This window comes from Candidatus Nitrospira salsa (genome assembly GCF_965152625.1).
The window spans coordinates 13,697-39,400 of the sequence record NZ_CBCUCO010000005.1 but is presented as its reverse complement, the minus strand read 5'-3'; the positions used below and the strand labels follow the sequence as shown (position 1 = coordinate 39,400).

Here is a 25,704-nt window from a genome sequence, read left to right as displayed (position 1 = left end):
CGGCAAAGCCTGTATGGTCCTTTGGCTTAAGAGGGCGTTGTCATGAGTGGCAACGGAATGGGCGATCGTACGTGTAAGTCCCGTTGTGGAAATGGTATTTCGACTCCGTTTTCACGAAATTTATTTACAATGGCGCAGTTGATGTCAGAGTGAATTTGACGTCGACCTTGAGGATCTCCGACCCACGCCAAGAGGCGCATGTTCCATGCTGAATCACCAAATCCCATGAGCCAGGCCTTGGGTTCTGGGTTTGCTAAGACTTCAGGATGTTCTTTTGCGGCTTCCAATAGAGAGGAAACGACCGTGTCGAGTTCTGAACCATATGATACGCCGACATCAATCTCCAGTCGTGTTTTGGGATCTCCATGAGACCAATTCACGACGGTCGAAGAAATGAATTCGGAATTGGGAACGACAATGGCGATATTGTTCAGTGAGCGGATAGTGGTTGACCGAATATTAATTTCCACGACATCACCCTCGGTGTCCGCGACAGTCACGCGATCGCCAACTTGTATGTGCTGTTCAAATAATAGGATGATGCCAGAGATAAAGTTTGAGGTCAGATTCTGCAATCCAAACCCAATCCCTACCGATAAAAATCCAAAGATGACCGCAAGTCCACTGAGGTCAATGCCGATGAGCTGAAAAGCGATAACGGCTCCAAGCACCCACAGCAAATATTGTGCAATGCGGGTCATCGTATATTTTGTGCTGGCAGGAAGGTTGATTCGTTGCAGGAGGCGGTTCGCGATGAAGTGGCGAAAAAATCGATTGAGAATAAATAATCCACACATGAAGAAAAGAAACACCATAAGAGAAGAGACGGTCACTGGAGTCTGATTAACAGAAAACAGTTGGTATTGGAGCATATTGTGCGCCATCGTCCACAAGTCCCAGTCATTCATCATTGCCGCGCCTTTCTTTCGGTTTTCATTTCATGGTGTTCGCTATAGTTGCCATTTTCATCTGTCTTGAATTTTCTACTTTTCTGCAGAACCGTTTTCTTCTTTTGGTTCCATTATGAGGTCCTTGGGAAGTGTGACGGTATTTTTTAAAACATCGATGGCAAACTGAGCCACACCTTGTAATCCACCAGTAAAGGACTCCAGAGGGAGATATCGAACTTTAGGATCTTGACGAGTTCCTTTGGCTTCGAAGAGGGCGGTGGCTAATCCTTTTCGTTCCCCTTTGAGGAGTCGGCCAAACAATGGGATGTTTTTCAGGAGGTTGGAATATTCACCAAACGGACTGACCGCGAAAATGAAGTCGAGCTGATCCGTTGGCATTTCATATGTTCCCGCTGCGGTCATTTTAATGACAGGACTATTTAATAATAGATCATTGGAGGTCATCAGCCCATGGTCGAAGGAAAAGGTCCCAGTCAAGGAGTTAAACGGAATGCCTTGTTGGTTGAGGTTGACTTTGCCCATGAGTAAATTGGGAATATTGAGAAGGCTTAAAATGCTGGTGATCACAGGCGATTGGACAATGTGACCATTGTGAATTTGAAATTCACCCTTACCGGTTACTGATGTTTTACGAACCTGAGTGTCATCTAATTCCGCTTCGAAGGACATATTCGTAGACAGATTGCCACTGAGTTTTGGGTTTTCGGGAATGATGGACTCAATGGGAATGTCTTGAGCGCGGATACCTAACGTGGCGGCATGATTTTCCTGCGTCCATTGTACCCTGGCTGTTTGATGAGTGTCGTTCGATGTCTGAGTGGCAATAGAACTGGACTTGTTGATGTCAATGATTCCGTTTGTCTTCCAGTCGGGCCAATTATTCCCTGATCCCTGAAGACTCACATTGGCTTCGAGTCGTCGTAGATCTAATTGTTTGTCCCCAACGATAATACCTTTGGGGAAAATTGACTTGTCTTCGGTCCCAGTTGTGAATGTCAGGTTCATCATTTGTTGATCATCAAGAGAGACTTCGCCTTTCATATCCAGGTGAAAGGGTGGAATTTCCAGTCTAGATTGACGGATGTTCAATTTGTGATTTGGAGTGAGCGTGCCATCGAATGTTAGCCGTGTTGAAATACCAGAAGGTTTCTGTAACACGTGAGGGTACGACACATTGATTGAGGTAAGGTCAAGTTCTGTGTGGATGTCTGGCTGACTGGTTGAACCCGAAATGCTCATGGCCATTTCCAGCGGACCACCTGATAGTTGCTTGGCTTGCTGAAGCTCGGGAAATAGGAGTTGTAGGTCAGATAACTCAACCTGACTTTGCAGTGTGATGTCTTGTAGGGTGTCTCGTTGTCCAAAGGAGGCGCGTCCCTTCAGGATTGTGTGACTCTTCCCGACCTTCCCTTTCATGCCATGGATGATGACATGGTCTTGATCAAAGTTTACGTGGCCGGAGAAACCCTGTAAGGGGAGGGGAGACGAAGTGAGTTGTACTCCGAGATTCTGTACTCTCAGCTCGCCTTGGTGAATTGTGAGTTGTTTGGGATCTTGCAATGGCCCTTCAATCTCGAGTGCGATGGCGGCGTCTCCCTGGACATTTTGTATATCAAGCCATGCGGGAGGTGTTTCTTGGTCTGCAGCAAAGTGGCGAGCGGTTGTGAGGATATCTTCTGCATGTAGATTGCCATTTGTCGTTAAGGCGAGCCAGGGGCCACGCTTTCGAAATTCAATCCGTCCATGAGCCTGCCCGATATTGGATGATCCGTATTCAGCTGATAATTCGTTAATAGTGAGATGATCTTGGTTAAAGCGTACCTGTCCTGTCATGGCACGTATAGGGAAAGGTTGTGTGGGAAGCTGAAAACCAAAATTTTCTATGACGACCTCTCCTTGTTGGACCTGCAGTTGCCCGGGCCCGCTTAATGGTCCTTCAATTTTCAAGCCGATAAGAGCATGCCCCTCTACGTGTTCTGTCTCTAGCCATATAGGTGAGTCTTGTTTCAGCGCATCAACTTGTTGAGCGGTCTTTAAGGCATCGTTTGCCTGGAGGTCTCCGTTTACGGTTAATGTAAGCCAGGGGTCAACGTGTTGAAGGTCGAGAAGTCCGTTGGCTTCCTCAATGTGCGAATTTTCATATTTAGCTGAAAAACCGTTGATGGTGAGATGATCGTGTGCCAACGTGAGCGAGGTTTGGATATGGTGGAGTGGCGGAAAGTTTGAATGAGATTTAATGAAACCTTGAGTGATGCGAAGACTTCCGAGTATCGATGGTTTCTCCTTCAGGTCGAGTGGGCCGGCAATCGTAACTTGGGGGATATCAAAATTTCCTCGAATGGTATGTTGTTGCAGGAGAGATTGGATGTCAGTTGGTATCCATGTATGCGGAATGAGCTGGGTCAGTTGTTCAATTGAATAGGGTAACACTTCGCCTGTCAAGAAAAATGCCGGTTGATCACTTGATACACCAGTGACGCTCATTTTCCCAAGGATATGAAATTCCTGTATGCGGACAGAGACGTCTTTGGCGATGAGTGTATAGCCGGTTTTGTCAGAAAAGAGTGAGAGAGTTGTCTCAAGATTGCCGATGAGTTGTGGTGTTGAGATAACTAACGCTGGGTTGACGAACTTCAGCAGAGGGCGCATGTCAATGTTGCGGAAGTTCACCTTTGTTGTCACGTGTCGAATGGCGCTAGGCGGTGTATGCGTCTTTGAATCAATAGACGTGCCCGAAAAGTTTCCTTGTATTTGACCCTCCACAGAGATCTCTGAAGAGTCTTGTTTATTTGAAGGGGTTGCGGACATCCGAAAATTCATCTTCCTGAAATCTGATTCTGCCGTTATCGTGGACTCTAGGCTGGAGAGCGTGATGGATTGAGACTCCATTGGACGTGATTCGTTTGTGATGGTGATGGTCCCATTGTGTATCCCAAGTTCCTTGAGTCCCGCGAATTGTATGATCGATGTTCCGTCACTTTCTTCGTCATCAGGTATGATCAGCCACTGCCATGACCCGTCTTGCTGTTGTCGTACGGTGATTGTTGGTTCATTGAGCGTGCATTGCTTGATGACGACTTGTCCCATCATTAAGAGTGGAAGCTCGAGATTGCATGCCCCACTTTCTAATTGAAATACTGATTTCCCGGTCGTTTTATCGATGAACATTAATTTGGATAGCTGAATTTGCGGAGAAGAAAACGCCTGAATGTTTAAGTGTTCAGTTGAGATGGTCGTCCCAACCGCGTCCCCAACTTTTTGCAGGATATACCATTTGAGAGGCTCAGTATCTGAGAAACCGATAAGAAGACTCAACGCTCCGCCTAAAAGTAAGGCTACGATTATGGTGAAAAAACAAAAATACTTAACGAGCCTCATTGTTCCATTTGGTCCACAGGGATATTTCTTGAGCTTCAATTCGAAATCGAGAGAGCCGTGAGAGCATTATCAATTGGGTTTTAGTCCCACGTCTCATCTTTCTGTGTTTGTCCTTTTGATTTTGGTAAGCTGACCGGTTCGACTTCTTGAGTATCGTCTGTGATCTCTTGGTGTTCAAACGGCTCTATCTCTATAGGACCTTCAATGAGGTTTGTCGTCTGATGTTCAATAAAGAACAAAATCGTATATTGATTGAAGTACGTTTTTGCACGATACCACGGTGTTGCTCGTAAAAATTTCTCAGTGGCATTTTCAAAGAATTCAAAAGAGAATCTGGTGTATCCCGTTTGATAGGTAGCTTTAAAAATGGCAAGTTCTGGCAGGGCAAAGGGAAGGATACTCCCCTGAACCTCTGGCATGCCAAAGAGAGATTCAGACTGTTCGGTTCCCAGAGTCTGGATGATGATTTGTAGGCGATACGTGGTCTGTTCACAGTCTGGTAAGACGGTAAAGCCTTGTTTTCCCATCCAGCCACTGATGATGCCAATCATGAATTGCTGATTTTCCCTCAACCCCGTGGCACCGATGCAGAGAGAGGATTCAGGTGGGAGTGGAATCGTGATCGGAGGATTCTTTGGTTCTAAGCTGAAATCAACCGCTTGCGCCATGAGCATTTGTTCAATCATTGTGGGAGAATCTGGCTCAGGTAGATTATTAGGTGATGCACAGGCTGACAATAGACCGAAAGCCAATACAATACAGGCGATTGGTGAAACTCTTCTCATAGGTACCTTTCGATATCCGTGTGCCGGAATGTTTTCATGATTTCTAACTTTTGTCATAGATGTCATTTTCCGTAGCCACTGGTGTTTGCCATGTTTGTCGAACCAGCCGGTATTGAAAGAGCTGCATGGGTTGGCAATGGGTGTTCATCTGTGTTTTGTGAGGGACGGGGATGATTCCAACTCATTTTCTTTTCTCTCTTTTTATGCGCTTCCCTAAATATAGCAGAAAACGGTCGAGTACAAATGCGAGAATTGCCACGCCGATCAACACCCCAGCCATGAATGAAATGATTTCCATGTTGTGGTTTAATCGATGTTTGTGCCCAAAAGATAGTGAGAAACGTGAGAGTGTTCTTGGTGTATGTTGTTGGAATTACACATTCCTATTCATCTTGCTTCCTGATCATGTTGCGATAGTTGTCTTGACCGACCATGGGTGTCGTTCTTGATTGAATACCGTAGAGTTCCAGTGATTTACTCAAGAGAGTAAGCATCGACGGCACAACCTATTTGTTTCGATGTGATCTCTTACTATACCTACCTAGATGTAGGTGAACAGTCTTGGGTTTCTGAGATAATCAGCGTGCACTGATGAGCAGGAAAAGATGGGTTCAGCGGGTTCGTTCAGTCGGGGTGAGACACCCAGCCAGAACTGCCACACCAGCGAGGATAAGAACCAGCCCCACGATCCAACCAAGGAGAGCTGGATTGACAATAATGAGTAGTCCCATGATGATCAAAAATGCCGCTAATACTGTTGACACAATTGGGCCCATATTATGCGTCAGCGTTGCAAGCGCTGCAAGTAGTGAATTCACGTGGTCTCCTTCTTCAATTGAACCTTATCGAACACGGGAAGGCCTCTGGTTGTGTTTATTCTCTAATGGAGCGACTTGTGCCGTCACGTGCACTTCAGCGACAGGTCTTCCCAGGTAATGTTCTATGGAGATCTTAAGTCGTTCTTGAACTTGACGGCCAAGGTCAGAAATACTCACAGAGGGATCAACCGATAGACGGCAGTCTATCTGTAGACCTTCTGGGGACTCTCTGATTTGGGCGAATGATTCCATCACCCCGTCAATGTTTCCCGTTTCACGACTGGCAAGATCTTGAATGCTTGTCATTGCCGCGGTGACCTCTCCCAAATCATCTTTTTTTACTAGCAGCTTTGACTCCTTCGATGATCCTGGACGAAGTTCTAAGAACAACAGGACTACACTGAAAATTGCTAGACCGATACCGCTAGCCATGACACTCCACCAGGATGGTGATCCCAGCTGAGTAAATGCAATGAGGGTCAGATCCCATGGGGATACTAACAACTGCTGTGGTGTCAGAATTCCTGTGGTTACCAGTAAAATAGCTCCGATGATCACTAAAAGAACAATGCTTCCGATGATCACCAGAATTCGATTTAAGATATTCAAGCGTTAATCCTTAATATGAAAATCTGTAATTCGTATGTTCACCCGTCCTACTGGTTCCGTCGTGAGGGATTGAATGGCTTGTCGAACCATGCGTCTGACGCGTGCCGCCAGGATGGGCAATGAACCTTTCTTTTTGAGCGTGGCATTGAGCTCTATCTCAATGTTCAATGATCCTTCGACTCGATGAACTGCAACCCCAGAAATCCGTGCTCCAGGACCAACTGTCGATAAACGTGCTTGGTGGTCTGCTGGGATTTCGGCCCCACCTACTCGGCTGATTCCATTGATCACAATTTCAGCAATTTGTCGTTCGTCAATCAGAAGAGATTGTTCCATGAAGTCCTCTTCTACCTCCTACTCAACTCTCCTGACTGGAGGTGCGGCTTTCTGTTGTTCAGGGAAGTGCAGACCGCTGACCTTGATATTGACCTCTTTAACTATTAGACCCAGAAGTCGTTCAACTCGATCAATGACATTTCGTCGTACTGACGCTGTCAGGTCTGGAATTCGCACACCATAATGGGCAATGACTTGAAGGTCAATGGCTACCTCGCGTTCTCCAACTTCCACATGCACTCCTTGTTCTGATGAGCTGCGGCCAGATAAGCGTTGGGTCAATCCAGTGATTTGATCTCCGAGTCCCTGAGCGCCGATGTCATAAATGCCTTCTATTTCCTTGGCCGCAAGAGTGACCATTTTCGCGACAACATCATCGGCGATCGTTGTCTTCCCTTGGCTCGTGCTCAGTGGTGACCCATCTTGTGAGCGGACTTCAGTTAACTCTGCCATGAATAAATTCTCCCTTTACGCCGTGTCGTAGACCTCTTGGTCTACTATTGACGGTGCACTATGGTGATTCAGGGGAACACCTTTTACCCTAGAATTTTCGGATAATTAAGACACTCGTGGCACTGCTGCCTCTCGGTCCTTTTCCTTGACTTCCTCGGCAAAATGTAGACTGCTCACGTCAACATTAACTTCTTTCACGGTTAAGCCAGTCATCGTACTGACGCGGTTGATGATGTTTCGGCGGATAGCCACGGCCAACTGGGGAATGCTGACACCGTATTCAACGACGACTTTGACGTCAGCGGCCACCTCACGTTCTCCTACTTCGACATGAACGCCTTGATGTCCTTGGCCAGTTTTAGCGGCTCGCTGTGCCATACCAGTAATGGTATCTCCCAAGCCCAACGTCCCCATTTCATAGACTCCTTCGATTTCTTTTGTCGCAATCGCCACAATTTTTGCCACGACTTCATCGGCAATGGACGTCTTCCCCTCTTTGGTTACTAGTTCTTGTCCACCCCGTGGATTTTCTTTCGTATCAGCCATGCTCTCTCCTTCCTTATGGTTTTATTAGACCATCTGTTGAAATTTTGGGAATGAAATGAATATTTCTTGTGGTCTTTCTGAACCGTAATATGTGACTGTTTGGTTGACGGTTACCTCTCATCTTTGTATAGACCTTTTGATTGTTTAGACAGCTGATAGAAGGAAATCGTCACATAATTATTTTTCTGATAGAAATAAGGCAGTTTGCGGTGAAAAACTGTAAAGGAACCAGAAATTGCTTTTGAGATTTTTCGATGGAAAAGAAGGTCGAGACTGAACTGGTTTAGATTACAGTATCCCCCGGATGGAAAGGTTATTTATGACAGGATCGTCTGGGGCGCGTGATCAGTTTAGATGGGTAGGGAGCAGAGTAGATGAGAGCAATGGGTGATTGACTTACATCTACTTATGAACCTTTCCATCGGAGAGTTCCCTAGCCAGGCTGAGTCATTCACTTGCAGGGAAGTGGCACGGTTCAGAATATGGAAAAGTTCCTGCGGTGCATAAGGCTTAAAGAGGATCGTAAATGCTCATTCACACAGCGCTTGCGTTCGGAAAGCACATGACGAGACGTTCTTATTTTTCAGCGTCTTGAGGTTTTTGAAATCACTAGAGATTTCACAAGCTCACCGAAGAGCAGTTCGTATCATAGCGGTGCTTCTAGTGAGAAATCGGTGTATTAAATCATTTGTCCATAGAAGGGGAGCGTCAACGTTTGATCCCAGAAATTAAAGCGACACTTGTATATATTTTGTTTTTCCAAAAGAATTTCTTTAATTTTAATCTAACCCGTACTTCGCAAAATTGAGTTTTTTTAAGCATCCCTATAATCGAAGGGGTGTCGTAAAAACGAACATTATCCTTGATCAGAAAGCGATGAGCGAAATCCCAGGCAATGCTCAGTATTGAGCCCTCTTTGGCGCGTTCAAGTAGCAGCACTTCACCTTCTGATGTCATAGCGGAATGCATGGATGTCAGAGCTTTGTGTGGGTCAGCAAAGTAGTGAAAAGCATTGGCACAGATGACATGGGATGGTGCTTGAGAAGCCAGTACTGTTTTTGTTGTTTCATTGAGCGCCTCCCAATCGGACTGGAGGAAGGACAAGTTCCCCAGGTTTTCATCAGCTGCTTTCTGTGACGCCACCTCGATCATCCTAGGAGAAAGATCGATTCCAAAGCCTGTTACTTGAGGATTCGCTCTAGCGATTTGTCGTAAGAGGTAGCCGGTTCCGCAACCGATATCCAGTACCGTGTCCCCAGGCTTAAACGACATCTTTTCAAAAATGTGGTCAGCATGGGCCAAGTACCAAGGTGACATCCGATTCGACTCATACTCGGATGCTTTTTTATCGAATTCGCGAGTAATGATATTGGAGGTAGTCATCAGTTTGTTGACGAGGTTTATATGGTGGGCAGCTCTCGGTACATTCGAAGGTTTGATTGCCGGCAGAAGTTCATTTTAGCATCAAACTATAGCATGTCAGCACGTTCAGTGCCTTAGTCTCAGAACCACAATATCAGGCAATATGCCGGGGTACATCTTTTGTTCAGACCGAAATGATAAGGAAGGGCAGTCAGTCGTCAGGGGGAAATTGAATATAAGGGCTTTGCTCATTCACGGTGACCGAGTACCGTACTGGGAGGTTGTCGTGAATATGGTATGGTGATTCGATATGAAAAGTATGAACATCGTTATAGTGAAAACAGTCGTTCCCTCAAATGGCACAAACTGTTATCTAGTACCCGGTGATGATATTTCCCAAAATTATTTAATCCGGAAGAGTCGACGACGATTGATGCCCAGTTGATTAGTCTATGATTATGTAAATGAAGGAAGGCTACTGACGTTTGACAGAGAAAGGTTCGATAAACGACTTAAAGGGTTCGTCTGCAGGATTACCTCTTAGCAGGAGTCCTCTCAAGGTTCTATTTGTAAAAGATACACTTGGAAAAACCGGAGGATTGGTTACTGGCGGAACCACATACTTGCTGGAGACTCTACCAAATCTTGATCAAACTAAAATTGAACCAATACTTTGTATTCTCCGGCCTCGAGATCCGGTGGCGAATCATTTCGAATCCACTGGCATTTATCCGATGTTTCTCTCGCGGAAGAAGCTGGACCCGCGAGCCTTGATCGATTTACTCAGGGTTCTTCGCGATCATAAGGTGGACTTGGTGCATCTGGAAGGAAAAAAGAGTCTTATCCTTGGTCGCATTGCCGCACGGATGGTCAATCTCCCTGCAATCGTCCATTTCCATGATATGTTTCCCCTTGGGCCATGGTTACAATTTTCTCAGCGTTGTCTGGCGCCATGGACCGCCGCCGCTCTCGCCGTGTCTCAAGCAGTGCAAACTGTGGCAATCAACGAATATGCAATCAGCAAACAACTAGTCGAAGTGCTCTATAATGGTTATGATTTTGATCGGTTTGCTTCGTCAGCCCCAGATGCCTGTTCGCGAATCCGAGCTGAGCTTGGAGTGGCTGATTCAACGCCCACAATAGGTGTAATCGGTCGAATCGTCATTTCGGTAAAAGGCCAAGACCTGCTCATTCATGCCATGCCAAAACTTCTCGAACGTTGTCCTGATGCGGTCTTGGTTATTGTCGGGGATGGGCCAGACCGACGAGTCTGCCAGTCCCTGGTGGAAAAATTTGGACTTAACTCAAAAGTTCACTTTATGGGTCAACGAAATGATATCCCGGACATCCTAGCAGCTATGGATGTAGTAGCGATTCCCTCTCTGTCAGAAGGGTTGCCCTATGTCGCGCTGGAGGCGGCGGCGGCTGGCTGTCCGGTTGTCGCCTTTCGAACTGGCGGAATCCCTGAAGTTATCATCAATCATGAAACAGGGCTTCTCGTAGAAAAAGGAGATATATCCGGTTTAGCAGAGGCTATCGCACGCATATTACAAGATCAGGCCCTTGCAGTCACCCTGAAAACCGATGCTTGTCAAAGCGCTCAACAGTTTACTGTGGAACGGCACGTGCGGAGATTAGAAGAAATTTATTCAGAAGTCATGAAACGATGGGAGGAAAACGAGCGATAATCGCTCGTATAGTTGTTAGAGTGGATGAACTTCGACGAGCCGATAGTAGAAATTACGCGTGTCAGAGTGCAAAGGACGATGATTTTTGACTTTTCCTACTATCGGTACCGGTGATTTCCTATGAACTCAGGACATATCTATGAAAGTGGCGAGTATCTGTCCAATAATCCAGATTGGCATGAGAGTGATAGCCCGTGGAAGGCAAGGCAAATAGCTTTAATGATCAACAAGAATCAGCTAGCTCTGGAAAGCGTCGCAGAGCTAGGGTGCGGCTCCGGCCGTATTTTACATGAACTGTCCCAAGACTATCCCAGTGTGAAAAATTTCCATGGATATGATATATCGTCTCACGCTATTACGATCGCTCAACAATACGTGTTACCTGGTCGGATCTCATTTTTCCAAAAAGATTTCTCCGTCAATTCTCTCAATCACCACTATAGCCTGCTACTTTTGATTGATGTATTTGAGCATATCGAAGACTATTTAGGGTTTCTCAGAAAACTGAATCGATCAGCTGATCATTACATCTTTCATATACCGCTTGACATGCATGTGCAAGGGGTGGTGCGAGATCTTCAAATTAGTCGACGTGATCGATACGGACATTTACATTACTTTTCTAAAGCGACTGCGTTACGTACGGTAGAAGATACTGGCTATAGAGTGCTTGACTATTTTTACACTCCAGGGAAATTAGAGATTACGTCCTCAAGGGCACATTTGGGTGATTACATGATGAATATACCCAGAAGATTACTATTTCCAATGTGCCCGGATCTCACGGTAAAACTCTTTGGTGGATACTCTCTTCTCGTTCTCGCCGAATCATGCTAAGCAAAGAAATCCATTCTTCTTTTTGACATTGTTCATATAGTATCGCTTTGTCTTGGTTGCGAAACATCAAAAGATTCAGGGAGGGTTGCCAATCGTGATTTCGCCCTCGGTTCAGGAGCAGGGGAATGCTACGGCACGTTACACTATGCCGAGTTGGCTGCGTTTTGTCATAAGCGCAGCTTTGCTTGCTACTCTTCTTGTGTATGTAGATCTTGCTGATGCGTGGCGGATAATTCGCAAAGCACAGGTTGAGCCTATTGCCGAGCTACTTGTAGTTTTTCTGGTGTTAAGATTTTTTTCAGCCTACCGTTGGTATGTTCTCCTCCATGGAAAAAATGCCACTATCACGTTCATTAAAGTCGTCCGACTGACCTTCACCAGTCTTTTTATTGGGACATTTATGCCTGGTGGAATAGATTTGGTTCGGGTTTACTTGCTTTCCAAGGCCACTTCCGACTTGGCCTTGGCTTTTTCTTCTATGCTGGTTGAACGGGTATTGGCTTTGCTGGCATTATTTTCGCTTGTGCTGTTTGGACTTCTAGCCAGTCCAGCCGGACTACCGACGGTCGTCAGCTACAGCGCCTGGGTTGGGTTGGCATTGCTAGGTCTTGGTTGTCTCACATTGATGCATCACAAATTGCGAGACGTGATCAATCATGTATTCATAGGCCAAGCATTTACACCAATTCGCAATCGATTCACTAAGCTCTACACTCATCTTGATGCTTATGCCAATCAACCATGGCTCATGGTGTGGTCTATCGTGTTGGCGATGGCTATTCAGCTCTTACGTGTCGGTTGTACCGTGATTGGTGCTTCGGCGTTAGAGATCGAACTTCCGTTGATGACCTTTGTCGTCATCGTCCCGATTATTTTCCTTGTGTCGCTCATCCCAATTTCAATCGGGGGCTTGGGTGTCCGCGAAGCCGCATTTATCTCTCTGCTAGGGTTGGTTGGGGTTCAGGCAGAAGCGGCGTTTTCACTATCCGTGATAATGTATGTGGTTAATCTTGTCACGACTCTGCCTGGCGCGTTCTTCTATATCATGGAACGTGAACAGCCCACAAATTAGAGAGACATCCTAAGTTGTAAGAAAATCAGTGGTGTGTCATTTCTTCACTCGAAGAAATGTCATTATTCCGAAATTTGGATACGTATCATCCGTCGGGTCAGTCTGATGAATGGTTTTTCTCTTAAATCATATCCTTTTTTCGATACCAGTCAATCGATGTGGAAACACCGGTCTTATGATCCCATTGTGACACATATCCCAAACGCTCTTTCGCTTTCGACAAGTCGAACGCACGATTCTCTCGGAAGTAGCCCACTCGTCGACGGAATAATGGTGGGCGGAGTTTCAGGGGCATGAAAATCGCTTCACAGACTAGACCTGCATACCACAAAGGGCTGGAAGGTATCCGAATTTTTGGAATCGTCACACCGCCTTTGTCGGCAATCAGTTGTGCAAATTCTCTGACCGGAATCGGTTGATCTGATGCGATATTAAATGCCTCAAGATGCACTTTTTCACGTGGCGCAATTGCGCAGAGCAAGAAGCTGTCTACTTGATCTTCAATATACCCTGGATGGGAGAGGACTGTGCCAAAACCGATCATTAAAAACTTCTTCTGTAAGACCGCCTTAAATAGCATTAACATTCGTGTATCACCAGGACCATATACAATCGCAGGTCGATTCACCGTCACCACCATTCCATCATTTGGTAAGGTGTTGGCGAATTCGATGATGGCAAGTTCACCTCGTAATTTTGCACGCGTGTAGTGGTTGGTTGGATTAAAGGGAGTGGTTTCTTTGCAAGGTATTTCCAGCACGTCACCATGGACTCCAATGGTGCTGCAATGAACAAATCGTTCAACACCGACTGCCGCCGCCGCCTTACAGAGTTTGAGTGCGCCATGGTGATCAACTTTATTGTAAAGCTTTTCTCCATGTTCCGTTTCCCTGAACATGGCCGCAACATGAAACACGAGGTCTTGACCTTCAAGAAATGGTTCGAACGGGTCATCGCTTGATAGGTCTAGCACTTCAGCCTTAAACCCATTCTTTCGAAAAGCCTCTGCTTCGTGTGGATAGAGTACAGTTCCCGTCACATCACAGCCATAAGCTGCTAGCCTACGGAATAAAGCTCCTCCGATAAAACCTGCGGCACCAGTGACCAGCATTTTTTTACTTTTCAATTCCTGGAATTTCTCAGGAATGACTAAATTGTCAAAAGGTTCAGCAAAGAATGGATTGACTATGGACATCGTTCGTCTCCTAATATGATTGATGTATGTAACTGAGAAACACGAAAAGTAATTGCTAAGATGAACAAGGGTACTACAACTGGTGTGTCAATCAACTATATAAGTATGTTTATCACACTAAGATCGTATACACAGTATATGAACCATGAATGTTCTGCATACTGTTGTTTGGTTGTTGCTTACCATACTCTCATCATATTTTTCGATCAGAAAGACGAATCAAGTTAGCTCGAATTCCTGAAAATGACTTGTACATGACATCTAATGGATTCTTGGGACGTGTCCATTTTCCCCTCCATTTAGTTCCAGCCCGCTTGTATTACCACCGTTGATTTAAGCAATCAATATGCCAACAGTGGTGGACGAATCATGAGGGATTTCTTGATATATCCTAGAAGCCAGAAAGTTGGGAGGCATTGTATTGGTTAAAACAGACAACTTGTTCTTTTCGTGGACAATTTGTCTATTTGGGTAGAGCATTTTTGCGATAAACGCAGGCACCACCATACAAGCTCAAGCTGAAATTTTGGGTATTAGAAAATTGTTCACTTCTAGTTGGAATGGCGGAGATTACAGCATTTTTTCAAAAAAGAGGTATGGAATCTTGATTCCATACCATTATGAACAGAATAACTCGAAAGGGTGTCTCATTGTGCGCGTGACGTGCGAACGAAAAACAAAAGAGGTATGACTGCAAGGCTCATGGCCGGCGACCGATAAAAATTGTGATTCAGAATGCGTCATGTACCTCGGTATGCGGAATCGACGGTGTGCAGACACATGTCCGTAATGTAAAACCGCACAATTGATTAGTGCGATTCCGATCGTCGTATCTTTGAGCCTTCTGCAATAATTTGGTCATTTGGAATGTAGAGGTTTTCCTCATGCTCAGTTTGTATCACGACAGATACTGGCGTAATCTTGCGAATCACCCCTTTTTCCCCTGCTAGGAACACTTCATCCCCCACATGGTAGAGCTGGGCGATGTAATATCGTGCCAGGACATTCGACATAATGGTTCGGCTCCCGAGGCCGATGGATAAGGCCATGGCCAGCACGATTCCTGCGATAATGACAGTAATGTTTGCCGTAAATACCGTCATGTCTAATCCCAGTTCCGTGAGGGCCATCACGATTCCGAATCCAATAATCAGGACTTCCAGGAATGAGCTTATGGCTCCGGCATAGGCAATATTGAGGTTTGAAGATGCGGAAGTGGTTCCGTCTTTGATGACTTTGGCGATATATAAGGCAATGACGAGAATAAGAAATGCACCAAGCACATGCGGTAAATACGCGATGAATGCATTCAGTGTCTCGAGAACAACCTTCAGCCCGAGGACTTCGGAGGCCGAAACGAGAAAAACCATGAGGACCATGTAATAGATGAGTGTTCCGATGATCTGGTCGAGACTTCGGGAGATTCCCACCTTTTTTAATGTCTCATTAAATTTGATTTTTTCGCCTAATGACGCAATGCCAAACACGCCTAAGAGTTTCGTGGTGATTCCTCTGAGAAGCTTCGCAAACATCCATCCGACAAGAATGATGACAATGGCTCCAATAAGATTTGGCAAGAATGTCCCAATCGTCTCCCCTAAACTTTCAAAAAACGTCCAGACGACCATTCCCCATTCCTTGACTTCATTCTGTGTGTCAACCATTCGGCTCTCCTCTCACTCGTATGTTGTATCATCCAATAATATTCCAGGAATAGACACATGAAAGAGTCCAATTTCTTTCGCGACCATCAACACGTAGACGGCTTTCATGATCCGTTCTTTCGTCGCATGATCAGGTTCGGGTAGATCTAATGCGTTGAGGACCTGTTCAAACACGAGATCTTCATCATCAATCATGTTCCAACCTCCCCCCGGAGTTTTTCAATTAATCGAGAGACTCTCATCTTCGCGGCACTCACACCGATGTCACAGGTGGTCGCAATTTCTTCATATGTATACTCGCCCATATATTTCATGGCAAGAATGGTTCGGTCCTCTAAGGATAATTTTGAGAGCAGATTGCGGACTTCGGCTGAATGTGCCGGATCATGGACGGTAATGTGTGCTATCTCCATGTTGGTTTCTACGCTGGTTGTCTGTGCTCTTGCCTTGATGTAATTCAGGCAGTGATTGGTGGTCAGCCGATACAGCCATGTTGAAAAGGCCGATTGCTTTTGGAATTGATGTAGGCGTAGGAAGACTCGCATCCACACCTCTTGCATCAAGTCGCGTGCGTCTGTGGCATTGAGACAAATAAAATAACACCGTTTTAACACCTTGGAGGCATATCGGTCATATAAGCCTTCAAACGCGTTGAGATCACCTTGGGCGATGAGATCGATGAGTCCATTGTCATCAATATGATCGAAACGATTCATTGAGTCGGTAATAATTTTTCGAATACAGAACAACCACGAAAATGGCCAAGGTGTTCGATTTGCATCTGATGGAAAGAGGAGGGTCGGAGTGTAAGGTTAATGACGATTGAAGCCATAACCATTGTCTGTATCTTGCTTAGTTTCCCTTCATCTTTCCGTGGAGTGGTGATTGTGAGGGTGGGAGAAATCGATGTCTGAAATTTTTTCAAATTTAGTCCGAGGTTTGAGATGTATTTATCTGCTCGAGCAGTCATCGAGTTTCACTATTGTTACCACACTGTGAGAGAAAGGCCAAGGGAGTAGGCCTGAGAGTCAATGGTCTGATGAAATATTGTATTTTGATGATGACGAGAAAACGATGTTCAACTCAGAGATTTATATGTTTGTGAATGTTTGAGTCGAATGACTGTGTTATCACATACGATGGCTTCTATGTTGAGAGAGGGTTGGTGAAATCTTAGAGGCGGAGAAATGATAATGATTGATGTATGAGGAGAGACGTGGTTCCTGAGATTTTTACCCTGAGATATTAACGCTTGCAGATTGATGTTGTGTCTGCTCAGTGGTCTTTTCGACTGTCTTGGAATCAGCGGAATAGGCGCTTGTGCGGAAAAACCCCTGTGCAATCAGATTTGTCAGTTGATCTAACTGTCCGAGAACTTGTCCTAAAAAATCAGAGAGTCCCATGTCATAGACTTCTTCTAAGCTTCCAAACTCGAGGTCCGCCGCTAAGGCTCCTCCAACCCGAATGGCTTGCCGTGTTTCCGAGCGACGAGTTGACCCGACCATACGTTCCAATAATTTACTGTTGAGCGTTGTCGTGAATCGTACTGAGCGAGGAAATTTATCATGGAACAGGAGAAATTGGACAATTTTTTTGGGAACAAGTTGTGCGGAATAAAATTTTCGATACGCTTCAAATGCACTTGCGGACTTGAGAACGGCGAGACATTGATGATAGTCAGAGATAATCCGAGGTTCGACAATAGGGCGGCTGAAGATCGGAATATCAATGAGCCGAGCGGTTCGACTACCCCGTTCGATATTTTTCCCGAGCCGGTAGAAATTCCACCCCTCATCATGAATCATGGTGCTTCCCACGACTCCGTCAAGGGTATAACAGATGTTCAGCACATGCCCGAGTAAATCATGAGTGTCTGCCCACAAGTCTTGATTGGTTTTTTCTTTCATCCCTAAATAAAAGTCATTAATGAAATGCCAGACTTCGCTTGACAGTTGATCTTGAATACCCCTGGCATTCGCTCGAACCGAGGCAATCAAACTGATTAACGAGTTGGGGTTCTCTCGTGACAACGTGAGAAATTCAAGGACTGAACGGGTCGAAATATTGCCATAGAGTTCTTGGTAAAGCGGACCTTCTCCTGTTCCCTCCAAGTATTGTCGCCAGGTGTCGACCTGATCATCCCATTTCGCAATTTCGGTTAAGAGATGATAGTGCACATTTGAAAATCGCGCTGTATACTCAGCGCGTTCAATGTATCGTCCAATCCAAAAGAATGATTCTGCGGTACGACTCAGCATCATTATTCGTCTCCATAGAGGACCCAGGTATCTTTACTGCCACCGCCTTGTGAGGAATTCACCACCAGGGAACCCTCTCGAAGCGCGACCCGGGTAAGTCCGCCGAGTGACACGGAGATCTCCTCTCCCCAGAGAACAAAAGGACGAAGGTCGACGTGGCGACTGTCTAACTTTAAGTCCTGACCGTCTTCAATGACGCAGGGGTGGTGAGATAACGACACGACGGGTTGTGCGATATAACTACGAGGATGCGCAAGAATTTTCTTTCGAAATTCATCTTGTTGTGTTGTGGTCGACCAGGGTCCCATGAGCATACCATAGCCTCCTGATTCAGCGACGGCCTTGACGACAAGTGAGGAGAGGTTGTCCAACACATAGTGTTGATCGTCCGTGTTCTGACATAAATAGGTTGGGACATTTTTTAGAATTGCGGTTTCACTTAAATAGTATTCGATCATTTTTGGAACATACACATAAACGGCTTTGTCATCGGCGATGCCGGTTCCAATCCCATTGGCCATGGCCACGTTTCCTGCACGGTACGCTCGCATGAGTCCTGGTACCCCAAGTACGGAATCAGGGTTAAACACTTCTGGGTCAAGGAACGTATCATCAACTCTACGGTAGATGACATCGACTTGTTCGAGACCTTGAATGGTTTTCATGAAAACTTTGTCGGACTCAACGACCAAGTCGCGCCCTTCGACTAAAGGGATACCCATCTGAAGCGATAAAAAACAATGTTCAAAATACGCCGAATTAAAAACACCAGGAGTAAGTAACACGACAGCTGGATTTTCGCGGGGATTCGGCGAGAGATACTTGAGGTTTTCTAATAGATGGGTGGGATAGGAGTCGACCGGCCGAACTTGCATGTCGGCAAATAAGTTGGGGAACAGTTGTTTCATCACGATACGGTTTTCGAGAACGTATGAGACGCCCGATGGGGTTCGAAGGTTATCCTCCAACACATAGTAGGTCCCGTCATGATCGCGAATGAGATCGATACCGCCAATATGAATGAAAATATCTTTTGGCGGGCGAAAACCCACAAGGTCTTTCTGGAAATGAATTGAACTTTCCACGAGGTCTCGCGGAATGATTTGATCCTTCAGGATTTTTTGAGGGCCGTAAATATCGAGGAGAAACATGTTGAGCGCGCGAATCCGTTGCCGAAGACCATCTTCGATGATTTGCCATTCTGTGTTGGGAATAATGCGAGGAAGCAGATCGAACGGGAAAATTTTTTCAGTTTGTTGAGGGTCGCCGTAAACCGTAAAGGTAATGCCCTGCCTGAGAAAGGCTTGGTCAGCCTGGCGTCGTTTCAGATTTAAATCTTTAAGGGGGAAGTTCCGCAGTCGTTCAACGAGCCGGCCATAATGCTTGCGCGTAATCTCCTGAGCTTCAAACATCTCATCGAAGCCTGGCTTGATGACATATCGATCGAAGAGCGTTTTCACCGTCTGTTCCTTCTCATATGATGAATAAAGCCTCCAGGATTTACGTGCATTCGGGCTGTGAGCATCCACATAAAGAGACCCAGTCTGTAAATAATACAGCCTAGGTCTGGAAAATTTGGCAGAGGAATCCTCTCTCAGTGTACATCAAACGCCAGTATAGTCAAAACTGATGAGGAATATTTAGTCGTCTCAATGGCCAACGGTGAATCAATGAAAAGTCGCAGGGAACATGCTAGGATGAAATCGGTATTTCTGGTAGTGTGGGTGAGTAGCATGCACATGGACATTCCTCTCAGATGGCGCGACCATCCCAAGACTCGGTTACAGTTTTCCTGATTTCTAAGAATTGATTTCTATGGCACTTCACATTGCTCTCAATCATCAGACGCATTACCAATACGATCGGCCGATTTTGATGGGCCCACAGGTTATTCGATTACGTCCTGCCCCGCATAGTCGAACTCCGGTCTTGAGTTATGCTTTGAAGCTCAATCCCGACGGCTATTTTCTGAATTGGCAACAAGATCCACATGGGAACTATCTTGCACGCGTGGTCTTTCCAGACAAGATCACGGAGTTTCACATTGAAGTTGATCTTGTCGTCGATATGGTAGTGTACAATCCGTTTGATTTCTTCCTTGAGCCCGATGCGGAGACTTTACCATTTACCTACGATCCCCTGTTAACACACGACCTTCAGCCGTATCTGGTGACTGAGACGCCTGGACCGCGTCTGGAAGCGTGGTTGAAGAATTTTCAGTATCCGCAACAAGACGCGACCGTGCCATTTTTGGTGAGCCTGAATCAAGGGCTCAAGCAACAAATCGAGTATGTCGTTCGTATGGAGCCGGGGGTGCAATCCCCTGAAGAGACGTTGACGCTTGCGCGTGGGTCCTGTCGTGATACGGGATGGCTCCTGGTTCAAATTCTTCGACACCTGGGCATTGCCAGTCGCTTTGTCTCAGGCTATCTCATTCAATTAGTCGCTGATATGCCGTCGCTAGATGGCCCCTCGGGTCCTGAACGAGATTTTACGGATCTTCACGCCTGGGTCGAAGCGTATCTGCCGGGAGCAGGATGGGTCGGGATGGATCCAACTTCTGGCTTGTTGGCCGGTGAAGGTCATATTCCTCTCGCCGCCACCCCTCATCCAACGACTGCCGCTCCGATTAGTGGTGCAATGGAACCCTGCAAAACTGATTTCGCGTTTGATATGTCGGTTCGTCGCATTGCAGAAACTCCACGCGTGACCAAACCCTATACGGATGAGCAATGGAAAGACATTGATCGTTTTGGCCATAAGGTCAATCATGAGTTACACGACAATGATGTTCGGGTGACGATCGGCGGTGAGCCGACGTTTGTGTCTCTTGATTTTCCCGATGCCCCTGAATGGAATACCGAGGCGGTTGGTCCAACGAAACGCAAACTGGCCATGGATCTCATGAATCGGCTTCGTCAGCGATTTGCTCCTCAGGGGTTGCTTCACTTCGGGCAAGGAAAGTGGTATCCAGGCGAACAACTTCCACGTTGGGCTATGGCGCTCTATTGGCGAAATGATGGGCAACCGCTTTGGGGGCACGATCATCTCATTGCAAGTGGAGGAGATGATGTTTCTGTCACAATGCAAGATGCGCAAACATTTATGGAAGGCATTGCTGATCGTGTAGAGGTTGGTACGAAGGCCATCCACACGGTGTTTGAAGACCCTTGGCATTTTCTTTCGCAGGAACGAAAACTTCCAGAAAACCTTGATCCCGCCACGAATAATCTTAATGATCCGATGGCGCGTCACCGTTTGGCCAAAGTGTTTGAACGCGGGCTAGGCGAACCGGCTGGATATGTGTTGCCGCTTCAACGATGGAATAGCGTCGATCAAGGTCGACGCTGGTTCAGTGAATCCTGGTCAACACGGAGCGGTCAACTCTTTCTCGTGCCTGGGGATTCACCGATTGGATTTCGTTTGCCGTTACCCTCTCTTCCTCCGCTTGCCCCGAATGAGTATCCGTATATCATTGCCAACGATCCGTTTGATCATCGTGAAGCTTTTCCAAAGCCGAATGCGCGTCGCCAACCTTTTCAGCGTCGCCAGCATGGGCAACAGGAGCGTCCTAGTGATCCTCAGCAGTTGGTTGGCCAAGTCAGTGGTCATGGGGAAGAGCGGATTGTTCGAGCATCCCTGGCGGTTGAAGTTCGCGATCATCATCTGTGTGTGTTTATGCCGCCGGTGGAAACGGTAGAAGACTACATGGATCTAGTGACGGCGGTCGAAGATACGGCGCTTGAACTCAACATACCCGTTCATCTCGAAGGCTACACTCCTCCGTATGACCCTCGAGTCAGTGTTTTAAAAATTACGCCAGATCCTGGTGTACTTGAGGTGAATATTCATCCTGCGAGATCTTGGGATGAGATGATTGCCATAACCGCGGGGATTTACGAAGATGCCCGATTGTGTCGTTTAGGGACCGAAAAATTTATGCTTGATGGACGCCACACGGGAACCGGCGGTGGGAACCATGTCGTGTTTGGAGGTGAGACGCCTGCCGATAGTCCCTTTCTTCGACGGCCTGATCTTCTGAGAAGTCTCATTGCCTATTGGCAGCGCCATCCGGTGTTGTCGTATTTATTTTCCGGGTTATTTATCGGGCCGACCAGTCAAGCTCCTCGAATCGATGAAGCACGACATGATTCATTGTATGAATTAGAGCTCGGCTTCAAGCAGATCCCAACATTTCAGGAAGAGACATTCACGCCACCATGGCTTGTCGACCGTATTTTTCGAAATCTGTTAATTGATGTGAGTGGCAATACGCACCGAACGGAGATTTGCATCGATAAACTCTATTCCCCGGACGGTCCGACTGGGCGATTGGGCCTTGTCGAATTCCGCGGTTTCGAGATGCCTCCACATGAACGAATGAGTCTTGTCCAACAGCTCTTCCTGTTGGCGCTAATTGCACGCTTTTGGAAGGATCCAGACTCTGGTGAATTGGTCCGATGGGGGACACAGTTACATGATCGTTTTATGCTGCCGTATTTCATCGAACAGGATCTTCGTGATGTTGTGGCCGATATGAATCACGCTGGGTACGAATTACAGGCGGAATGGTTTGCTCCTCATATTGAATTTCGATTCCCACTTTATGGATCAATTTCTTACGGGAGTGTTATGCTTGAAGTCCGACAAGCGCTGGAACCCTGGCATGTGATGGGGGAGGAAGGTGCCGCCGGAGGCACGGTCCGTCATGTCGACTCGTCTGTGGAACGTCTGCAGGTCAAACTTTCTGGTTTGACCGAAAACCGCTATATAGTAACCTGCAACGGTCGTCGAGTGCCGCTGGTACCCACTGGGCGCCAAGGCGAAGCTGTTGGAGGGGTCCGATATCGAGCCTGGAAGCCCTCGGCGAGTCTGCATCCGTCTATTGGAATTCATTCGCCACTCGTCTTTGATGTCTATGACCGTTGGTCGAGGCGGGCCATTGCAGGATGTACCTATCATGTCGCTCATCCCGGCGGACGAAATTTTGAACAGTTTCCGGTCAATGCCTATGAAGCGGAAAGTCGTCGATTGGCAAGATTCTTTCCGTTTGGACACACTGGGGGCACGTACGAGGAACCTGTCGATGAATCGCGACCGGAGTTTCCGTATACCCTGGATCTTCGGTGGTCAACATAGATGTCAAGTTTTCTCTCTTCCATTATGACGATGTTTCAAGCGCAGCAGTCGATCTCCCTCTGTTTTTTCTAGGCAACGATGAAGACGTCTTATTCGCGCGATCAATCAGACACGTCACAGGGCTTACCCATTATCTATCCTCCTCAAGAAAACACATTTGATGAGTTGGTGTCATCGGAGGGCTCAGTCCGTCCACATTGGCAAGGGCTCCTCAACACGTTTAGTGGATTAGGACAGGCTGCGCGACGACAGGCGCATGAAACAGCCGCTCGTATGCTCCACGATGATGGAATGACCTACCTGGCTCGTCAGGAGAATCAACAGCCTGCAAGGCCCTGGCAACTTGATCTTTTTCCCTTACTCATCAGTCAGACAGAGTGGCAGCAGCTGGAAGAGGGACTAATACAACGTGCGCGTTTATTGAACCACATCCTCAATGATCTTTACGGTCCACAACAGTTGATTAAGAATGGCATCCTTCCACCAGCGGTCGTCCATGGGAATCCCCAATTCCTCAGGCCTTGTCATGGTATTCCTGTCCAGGGCGGAACGTATCTGCATTTTCTTGCTGTGGATCTTGCTCGTTCACCAGACGGTCAGTGGTGGATCTTGAGGGATCGAACGGAAGCGCCGACTGGTGCGGGGTTCGCGCTTGAGAATCGCATGATTGTTTCCCGGGCGTTACCAAATGTCTTTACCCAGACTCCCGTCCAACATCTCTCGGCCTTTTTCCAGACATTCAGCGAGCATTTCTTACAATTTGCCCAACGTGACGATCCCTTAGCCGTGGTTCTCTCGCCAGGTCCACAGAATACGACGTATTTTGAACATGCCTATTTGGCTCGCTATCTTGGGTATCCAGTAGTCGAAGGGTCTGATCTCACGATGCGCGATTCTCGACTGTTCCTCAAGACGGTTGAAGGATTGAAGCCGGTTGATTTGGTTCTTCGACGTATATATTCCGATTTATGCGATCCCTTGGAGCTCAGTACCGACTCCTACGCTGGGGTTCCAGGGTTGATGCAGGCGATTCGTGCCGGACACGTGACGATGGCCAATGCCCTGGGTAGTGGTCTCGTTGACAGTGAAGTGCTGCTTAGCTTCCTTCCCGGAGTCTGTCAGTACTTTTTTGGTGAAGGGTTGAAAATTCCGAGTGTGGCGACCTGGTGGTGCGGTCAACCAAAAGAACGGGCACTGGTGCTCGAGAGGCTTGATCAACTTATGATTCGACGAGTGCTGTCGACAGCACGGACTGCCACTCCAAGTCGTCTCAGCTCCTTTGGTCCGGATCTTTCGCAGCAATCACGGGATATGTTACGTCAAGCTATTACTCGCCGTGGTCACGAATTTGTCGGTCGAGAAATCGTCTCACCGTCAACGGCACCATTCTGGTCCAACCAAGAGGAACTCAAGCCCGTGCCCATGACGTTGCGTATGTATATCACGGCCTCACCTCACGGATATACTGTGATGCCCGGTGGTCTCACACGAGTGTCTGTCCAGTCAGATCCGCGTGGGCATTGGCATGAACCCGGAGATTTCAGTAAAGATACGTGGATGCTATGGGAGGGACATGAGAATGTTCCGAATATTGTGCCACATGCTCCTCAAGCACTTCATTTACGGCGAGGTGGCCAAGATTTACCCAGTCGTACTGCCGATAACTTTTTCTGGTTTGGTCGATATCTTGAACGAGCAGAGGGGGCGATTCGAGTCCTTCGAAGTCTCGTGGAACGGTTAAGTGGGGCGTCGGAACTTGGCGCAGATCCCGATACGCTGCATCGGCTTGTTTCGTTGCTTGTTGTCCAAGAGCACCTCTCTCAACGACGTGCGAGGCGTGTATTGGTCGGTGGTGCACAGGCGGTCGAGCGAGAGTTACGAACCATTCTGTTTGATCCTGATTCACCAGACGGGCTCGCCAAGATTCTGATTAATGTGCGTCTGACAGCGGATCGTGTTCGCGAACGGTTATCAATCGATACTTGGAAAATTCTTATGGAATTAACCAATATTCCTCAAGAGTGGAGACGGACCAAAGGGCATAGCATCGACGATACGATTCGCTTGCTCAGTCGTATGATTCAGCATCTCGCGGCACTGAACGGGATGGTCATGGAGAATATGACCAGAAGTTATGCCTGGAGATTTTTGGAAATGGGCCGGCGCTTAGAACGTGTTCGTCATCTTTCAAAGTTAGTGCGTCATCTGACGACCCGCGGCACGCCCGAAGCAACCGGGGCATTGAATCTACTGTTGGAACTTGCGGACAGTTATATTACCTATCGAACCCGTTACAAATCAGAAGCCAATCTTGCGGCGGTGTTGGATCTTTTGCTTGCGGATGAAACGAATCCGCGATCAGTCATTTTTCAATTGGTGACATTTGAGACACATTTAGAGATTTTACCCCATGATCGATCTCAGGCGACGTTGACTCCAGCGCAACAGACGACAACCCGTTTATGTACCGACCTTCGACTAGCCGATATGGTTCGGCTGTCTGACCTGAATCCAAAAAGCGGAATTCGGTCACATCTTGAACGACTGATTCGTCAACTTGAACAGGGAGTGAAAAAATTATCCGATGAAGTGATGCACATGTATTTTAGCCATTCAATGCCAAAACGTGTATAGACGACTCTCATGGATGAGG

General features: G+C 46.9%; 20 protein-coding genes. 5 read left to right on the top strand and 15 right to left on the bottom strand.

Translation table 11 applies throughout. The features are described from left to right. Positions 1-26 precede the first annotated feature (26 nt). From ACWQXP_RS20690 to ACWQXP_RS20650, 9 genes are all read right to left on the bottom strand, one after another. Positions 27-911, bottom strand: coding sequence for a mechanosensitive ion channel family protein (locus tag ACWQXP_RS20690; RefSeq protein ID WP_454064780.1), 885 nt, complete (start codon positions 909-911; stop codon positions 27-29). A gap of 72 nt (positions 912-983) precedes the next feature. Beyond that, positions 984-4,289: a YhdP family protein gene (locus ACWQXP_RS20685; protein ID WP_454064779.1), complete on the bottom strand. Its 3,306-nt coding sequence runs from the start codon at positions 4,287-4,289 to the stop codon at positions 984-986. Positions 4,290-4,369: 80 nt separating this feature from the next. After that, positions 4,370-5,074 carry a hypothetical protein gene (locus ACWQXP_RS20680; RefSeq protein ID WP_454064778.1) on the bottom strand — a complete coding sequence of 235 codons (705 nt, stop codon included), beginning with the start codon at positions 5,072-5,074 and terminating at the stop codon, positions 4,370-4,372. A 611-nt stretch (positions 5,075-5,685) separates the two neighbouring features. After that, on the bottom strand, positions 5,686-5,892 hold the full coding sequence (locus ACWQXP_RS20675) for a hypothetical protein (RefSeq protein WP_454064777.1): 207 nt from the start codon (positions 5,890-5,892) through the stop codon (positions 5,686-5,688). A 24-nt stretch (positions 5,893-5,916) separates the two neighbouring features. Then, positions 5,917-6,501 (bottom strand): alkaline shock response membrane anchor protein AmaP, encoded by a 585-nt coding sequence (gene amaP, locus ACWQXP_RS20670; RefSeq protein WP_454064776.1) that lies wholly within the window; start codon positions 6,499-6,501, stop codon positions 5,917-5,919. Positions 6,502-6,504: 3 nt separating this feature from the next. Further along, complete coding sequence (locus ACWQXP_RS20665; protein ID WP_454064775.1) at positions 6,505-6,837, bottom strand: hypothetical protein; 333 nt, start codon at positions 6,835-6,837, stop codon at positions 6,505-6,507. Between the two features lie 18 nt (positions 6,838-6,855). Further along, positions 6,856-7,290, bottom strand: coding sequence for an Asp23/Gls24 family envelope stress response protein (locus ACWQXP_RS20660; protein ID WP_454064774.1), 435 nt, complete (start codon positions 7,288-7,290; stop codon positions 6,856-6,858). Between the two features lie 105 nt (positions 7,291-7,395). Continuing rightward, positions 7,396-7,836: an Asp23/Gls24 family envelope stress response protein gene (locus ACWQXP_RS20655; RefSeq protein ID WP_454064773.1), complete on the bottom strand. Its 441-nt coding sequence runs from the start codon at positions 7,834-7,836 to the stop codon at positions 7,396-7,398. A 708-nt stretch (positions 7,837-8,544) separates the two neighbouring features. Continuing rightward, entirely contained in the window at positions 8,545-9,153 is a 609-nt protein-coding gene (locus ACWQXP_RS20650) for a class I SAM-dependent methyltransferase (protein ID WP_454064772.1), read from the bottom strand. Positions 9,154-9,683: 530 nt separating this feature from the next. Here ACWQXP_RS20650 and ACWQXP_RS20645 point away from each other — a divergent pair. The 3 genes from ACWQXP_RS20645 (at position 9,684) to ACWQXP_RS20635 (ending at position 12,795) form a co-directional block, all read left to right on the top strand. Next, entirely contained in the window at positions 9,684-10,886 is a 1,203-nt protein-coding gene (locus ACWQXP_RS20645) for a glycosyltransferase family 4 protein (protein ID WP_454064771.1), read from the top strand. A gap of 120 nt (positions 10,887-11,006) precedes the next feature. Beyond that, the gene (locus ACWQXP_RS20640; protein ID WP_454064770.1) at positions 11,007-11,723 is read left to right on the top strand and encodes a class I SAM-dependent methyltransferase; all 717 of its coding nucleotides are present in this window, start codon (positions 11,007-11,009) and stop codon (positions 11,721-11,723) included. Positions 11,724-11,817: 94 nt separating this feature from the next. After that, complete coding sequence (locus ACWQXP_RS20635; RefSeq protein WP_454064769.1) at positions 11,818-12,795, top strand: lysylphosphatidylglycerol synthase transmembrane domain-containing protein; 978 nt, start codon at positions 11,818-11,820, stop codon at positions 12,793-12,795. 121 nt (positions 12,796-12,916) lie between these two features. Here ACWQXP_RS20635 and ACWQXP_RS20630 read toward each other — a convergent pair whose 3' ends face one another. The 6 genes from ACWQXP_RS20630 to ACWQXP_RS20605 all read right to left on the bottom strand — a co-directional run bounded on the left by ACWQXP_RS20630 (position 12,917) and on the right by ACWQXP_RS20605 (position 19,372). Further along, a complete protein-coding gene (locus ACWQXP_RS20630) occupies positions 12,917-13,990 on the bottom strand; it encodes an NAD-dependent epimerase/dehydratase family protein (RefSeq protein WP_454064768.1) in 1,074 nt (357 codons plus the stop codon). Between the two features lie 809 nt (positions 13,991-14,799). Further along, a complete protein-coding gene (locus tag ACWQXP_RS20625; RefSeq protein WP_454064767.1) occupies positions 14,800-15,654 on the bottom strand; it encodes a mechanosensitive ion channel family protein in 855 nt (284 codons plus the stop codon). 12 nt (positions 15,655-15,666) lie between these two features. Beyond that, on the bottom strand, positions 15,667-15,849 hold the full coding sequence (locus tag ACWQXP_RS20620) for a hypothetical protein (RefSeq protein ID WP_454064766.1): 183 nt from the start codon (positions 15,847-15,849) through the stop codon (positions 15,667-15,669). Continuing rightward, positions 15,846-16,370 carry an RNA polymerase sigma factor gene (locus tag ACWQXP_RS20615; protein WP_454064765.1) on the bottom strand — a complete coding sequence of 175 codons (525 nt, stop codon included), beginning with the start codon at positions 16,368-16,370 and terminating at the stop codon, positions 15,846-15,848. Before ACWQXP_RS20615 ends, ACWQXP_RS20620 begins: the two co-directional genes overlap by 4 nt. A gap of 516 nt (positions 16,371-16,886) precedes the next feature. Then, on the bottom strand, positions 16,887-17,915 hold the full coding sequence (locus ACWQXP_RS20610; protein WP_454064764.1) for an alpha-E domain-containing protein: 1,029 nt from the start codon (positions 17,913-17,915) through the stop codon (positions 16,887-16,889). Beyond that, complete coding sequence (locus ACWQXP_RS20605) at positions 17,915-19,372, bottom strand: circularly permuted type 2 ATP-grasp protein (RefSeq protein WP_454064763.1); 1,458 nt, start codon at positions 19,370-19,372, stop codon at positions 17,915-17,917. Before ACWQXP_RS20605 ends, ACWQXP_RS20610 begins: the two co-directional genes overlap by 1 nt. A gap of 355 nt (positions 19,373-19,727) precedes the next feature. Between ACWQXP_RS20605 and ACWQXP_RS20600 the strand changes: the two genes are divergently transcribed. After that, a complete protein-coding gene (locus tag ACWQXP_RS20600) occupies positions 19,728-23,051 on the top strand; it encodes a transglutaminase family protein (RefSeq protein ID WP_454064762.1) in 3,324 nt (1,107 codons plus the stop codon). 78 nt (positions 23,052-23,129) lie between these two features. Beyond that, a complete protein-coding gene (locus ACWQXP_RS20595; RefSeq protein ID WP_454064761.1) occupies positions 23,130-25,685 on the top strand; it encodes a circularly permuted type 2 ATP-grasp protein in 2,556 nt (851 codons plus the stop codon). Positions 25,686-25,704 lie beyond the last annotated feature (19 nt).

Excerpts from the sequence above, each read along its gene's own strand:
- ACWQXP_RS20690 (WP_454064780.1), bottom strand. The coding sequence starts at position 911 with ATGATGAATGACTGGGACTTGTGGACGATGGCGCACAATATGCTCCAA.
- ACWQXP_RS20685 (WP_454064779.1), bottom strand. The coding sequence starts at position 4,289 with ATGAGGCTCGTTAAGTATTTTTGTTTTTTCACCATAATCGTAGCCTTA.
- ACWQXP_RS20680 (WP_454064778.1), bottom strand. The coding sequence starts at position 5,074 with ATGAGAAGAGTTTCACCAATCGCCTGTATTGTATTGGCTTTCGGTCTA.
- ACWQXP_RS20665 (WP_454064775.1), bottom strand. The coding sequence starts at position 6,837 with ATGGAACAATCTCTTCTGATTGACGAACGACAAATTGCTGAAATTGTG.
- ACWQXP_RS20660 (WP_454064774.1), bottom strand. The coding sequence starts at position 7,290 with ATGGCAGAGTTAACTGAAGTCCGCTCACAAGATGGGTCACCACTGAGC.
- ACWQXP_RS20655 (WP_454064773.1), bottom strand. The coding sequence starts at position 7,836 with ATGGCTGATACGAAAGAAAATCCACGGGGTGGACAAGAACTAGTAACC.
- ACWQXP_RS20650 (WP_454064772.1), bottom strand. The coding sequence starts at position 9,153 with ATGTCACCTTGGTACTTGGCCCATGCTGACCACATTTTTGAAAAGATG.
- ACWQXP_RS20640 (WP_454064770.1), top strand. The coding sequence starts at position 11,007 with ATGAACTCAGGACATATCTATGAAAGTGGCGAGTATCTGTCCAATAAT.
- ACWQXP_RS20630 (WP_454064768.1), bottom strand. The coding sequence starts at position 13,990 with ATGTCCATAGTCAATCCATTCTTTGCTGAACCTTTTGACAATTTAGTC.
- ACWQXP_RS20625 (WP_454064767.1), bottom strand. The coding sequence starts at position 15,654 with ATGGTTGACACACAGAATGAAGTCAAGGAATGGGGAATGGTCGTCTGG.
- ACWQXP_RS20620 (WP_454064766.1), bottom strand. The coding sequence starts at position 15,849 with ATGATTGATGATGAAGATCTCGTGTTTGAACAGGTCCTCAACGCATTA.
- ACWQXP_RS20615 (WP_454064765.1), bottom strand. The coding sequence starts at position 16,370 with ATGAATCGTTTCGATCATATTGATGACAATGGACTCATCGATCTCATC.
- ACWQXP_RS20610 (WP_454064764.1), bottom strand. The coding sequence starts at position 17,915 with ATGATGCTGAGTCGTACCGCAGAATCATTCTTTTGGATTGGACGATAC.
- ACWQXP_RS20600 (WP_454064762.1), top strand. The coding sequence starts at position 19,728 with ATGGCACTTCACATTGCTCTCAATCATCAGACGCATTACCAATACGAT.
- ACWQXP_RS20595 (WP_454064761.1), top strand. The coding sequence starts at position 23,130 with ATGAAGACGTCTTATTCGCGCGATCAATCAGACACGTCACAGGGCTTA.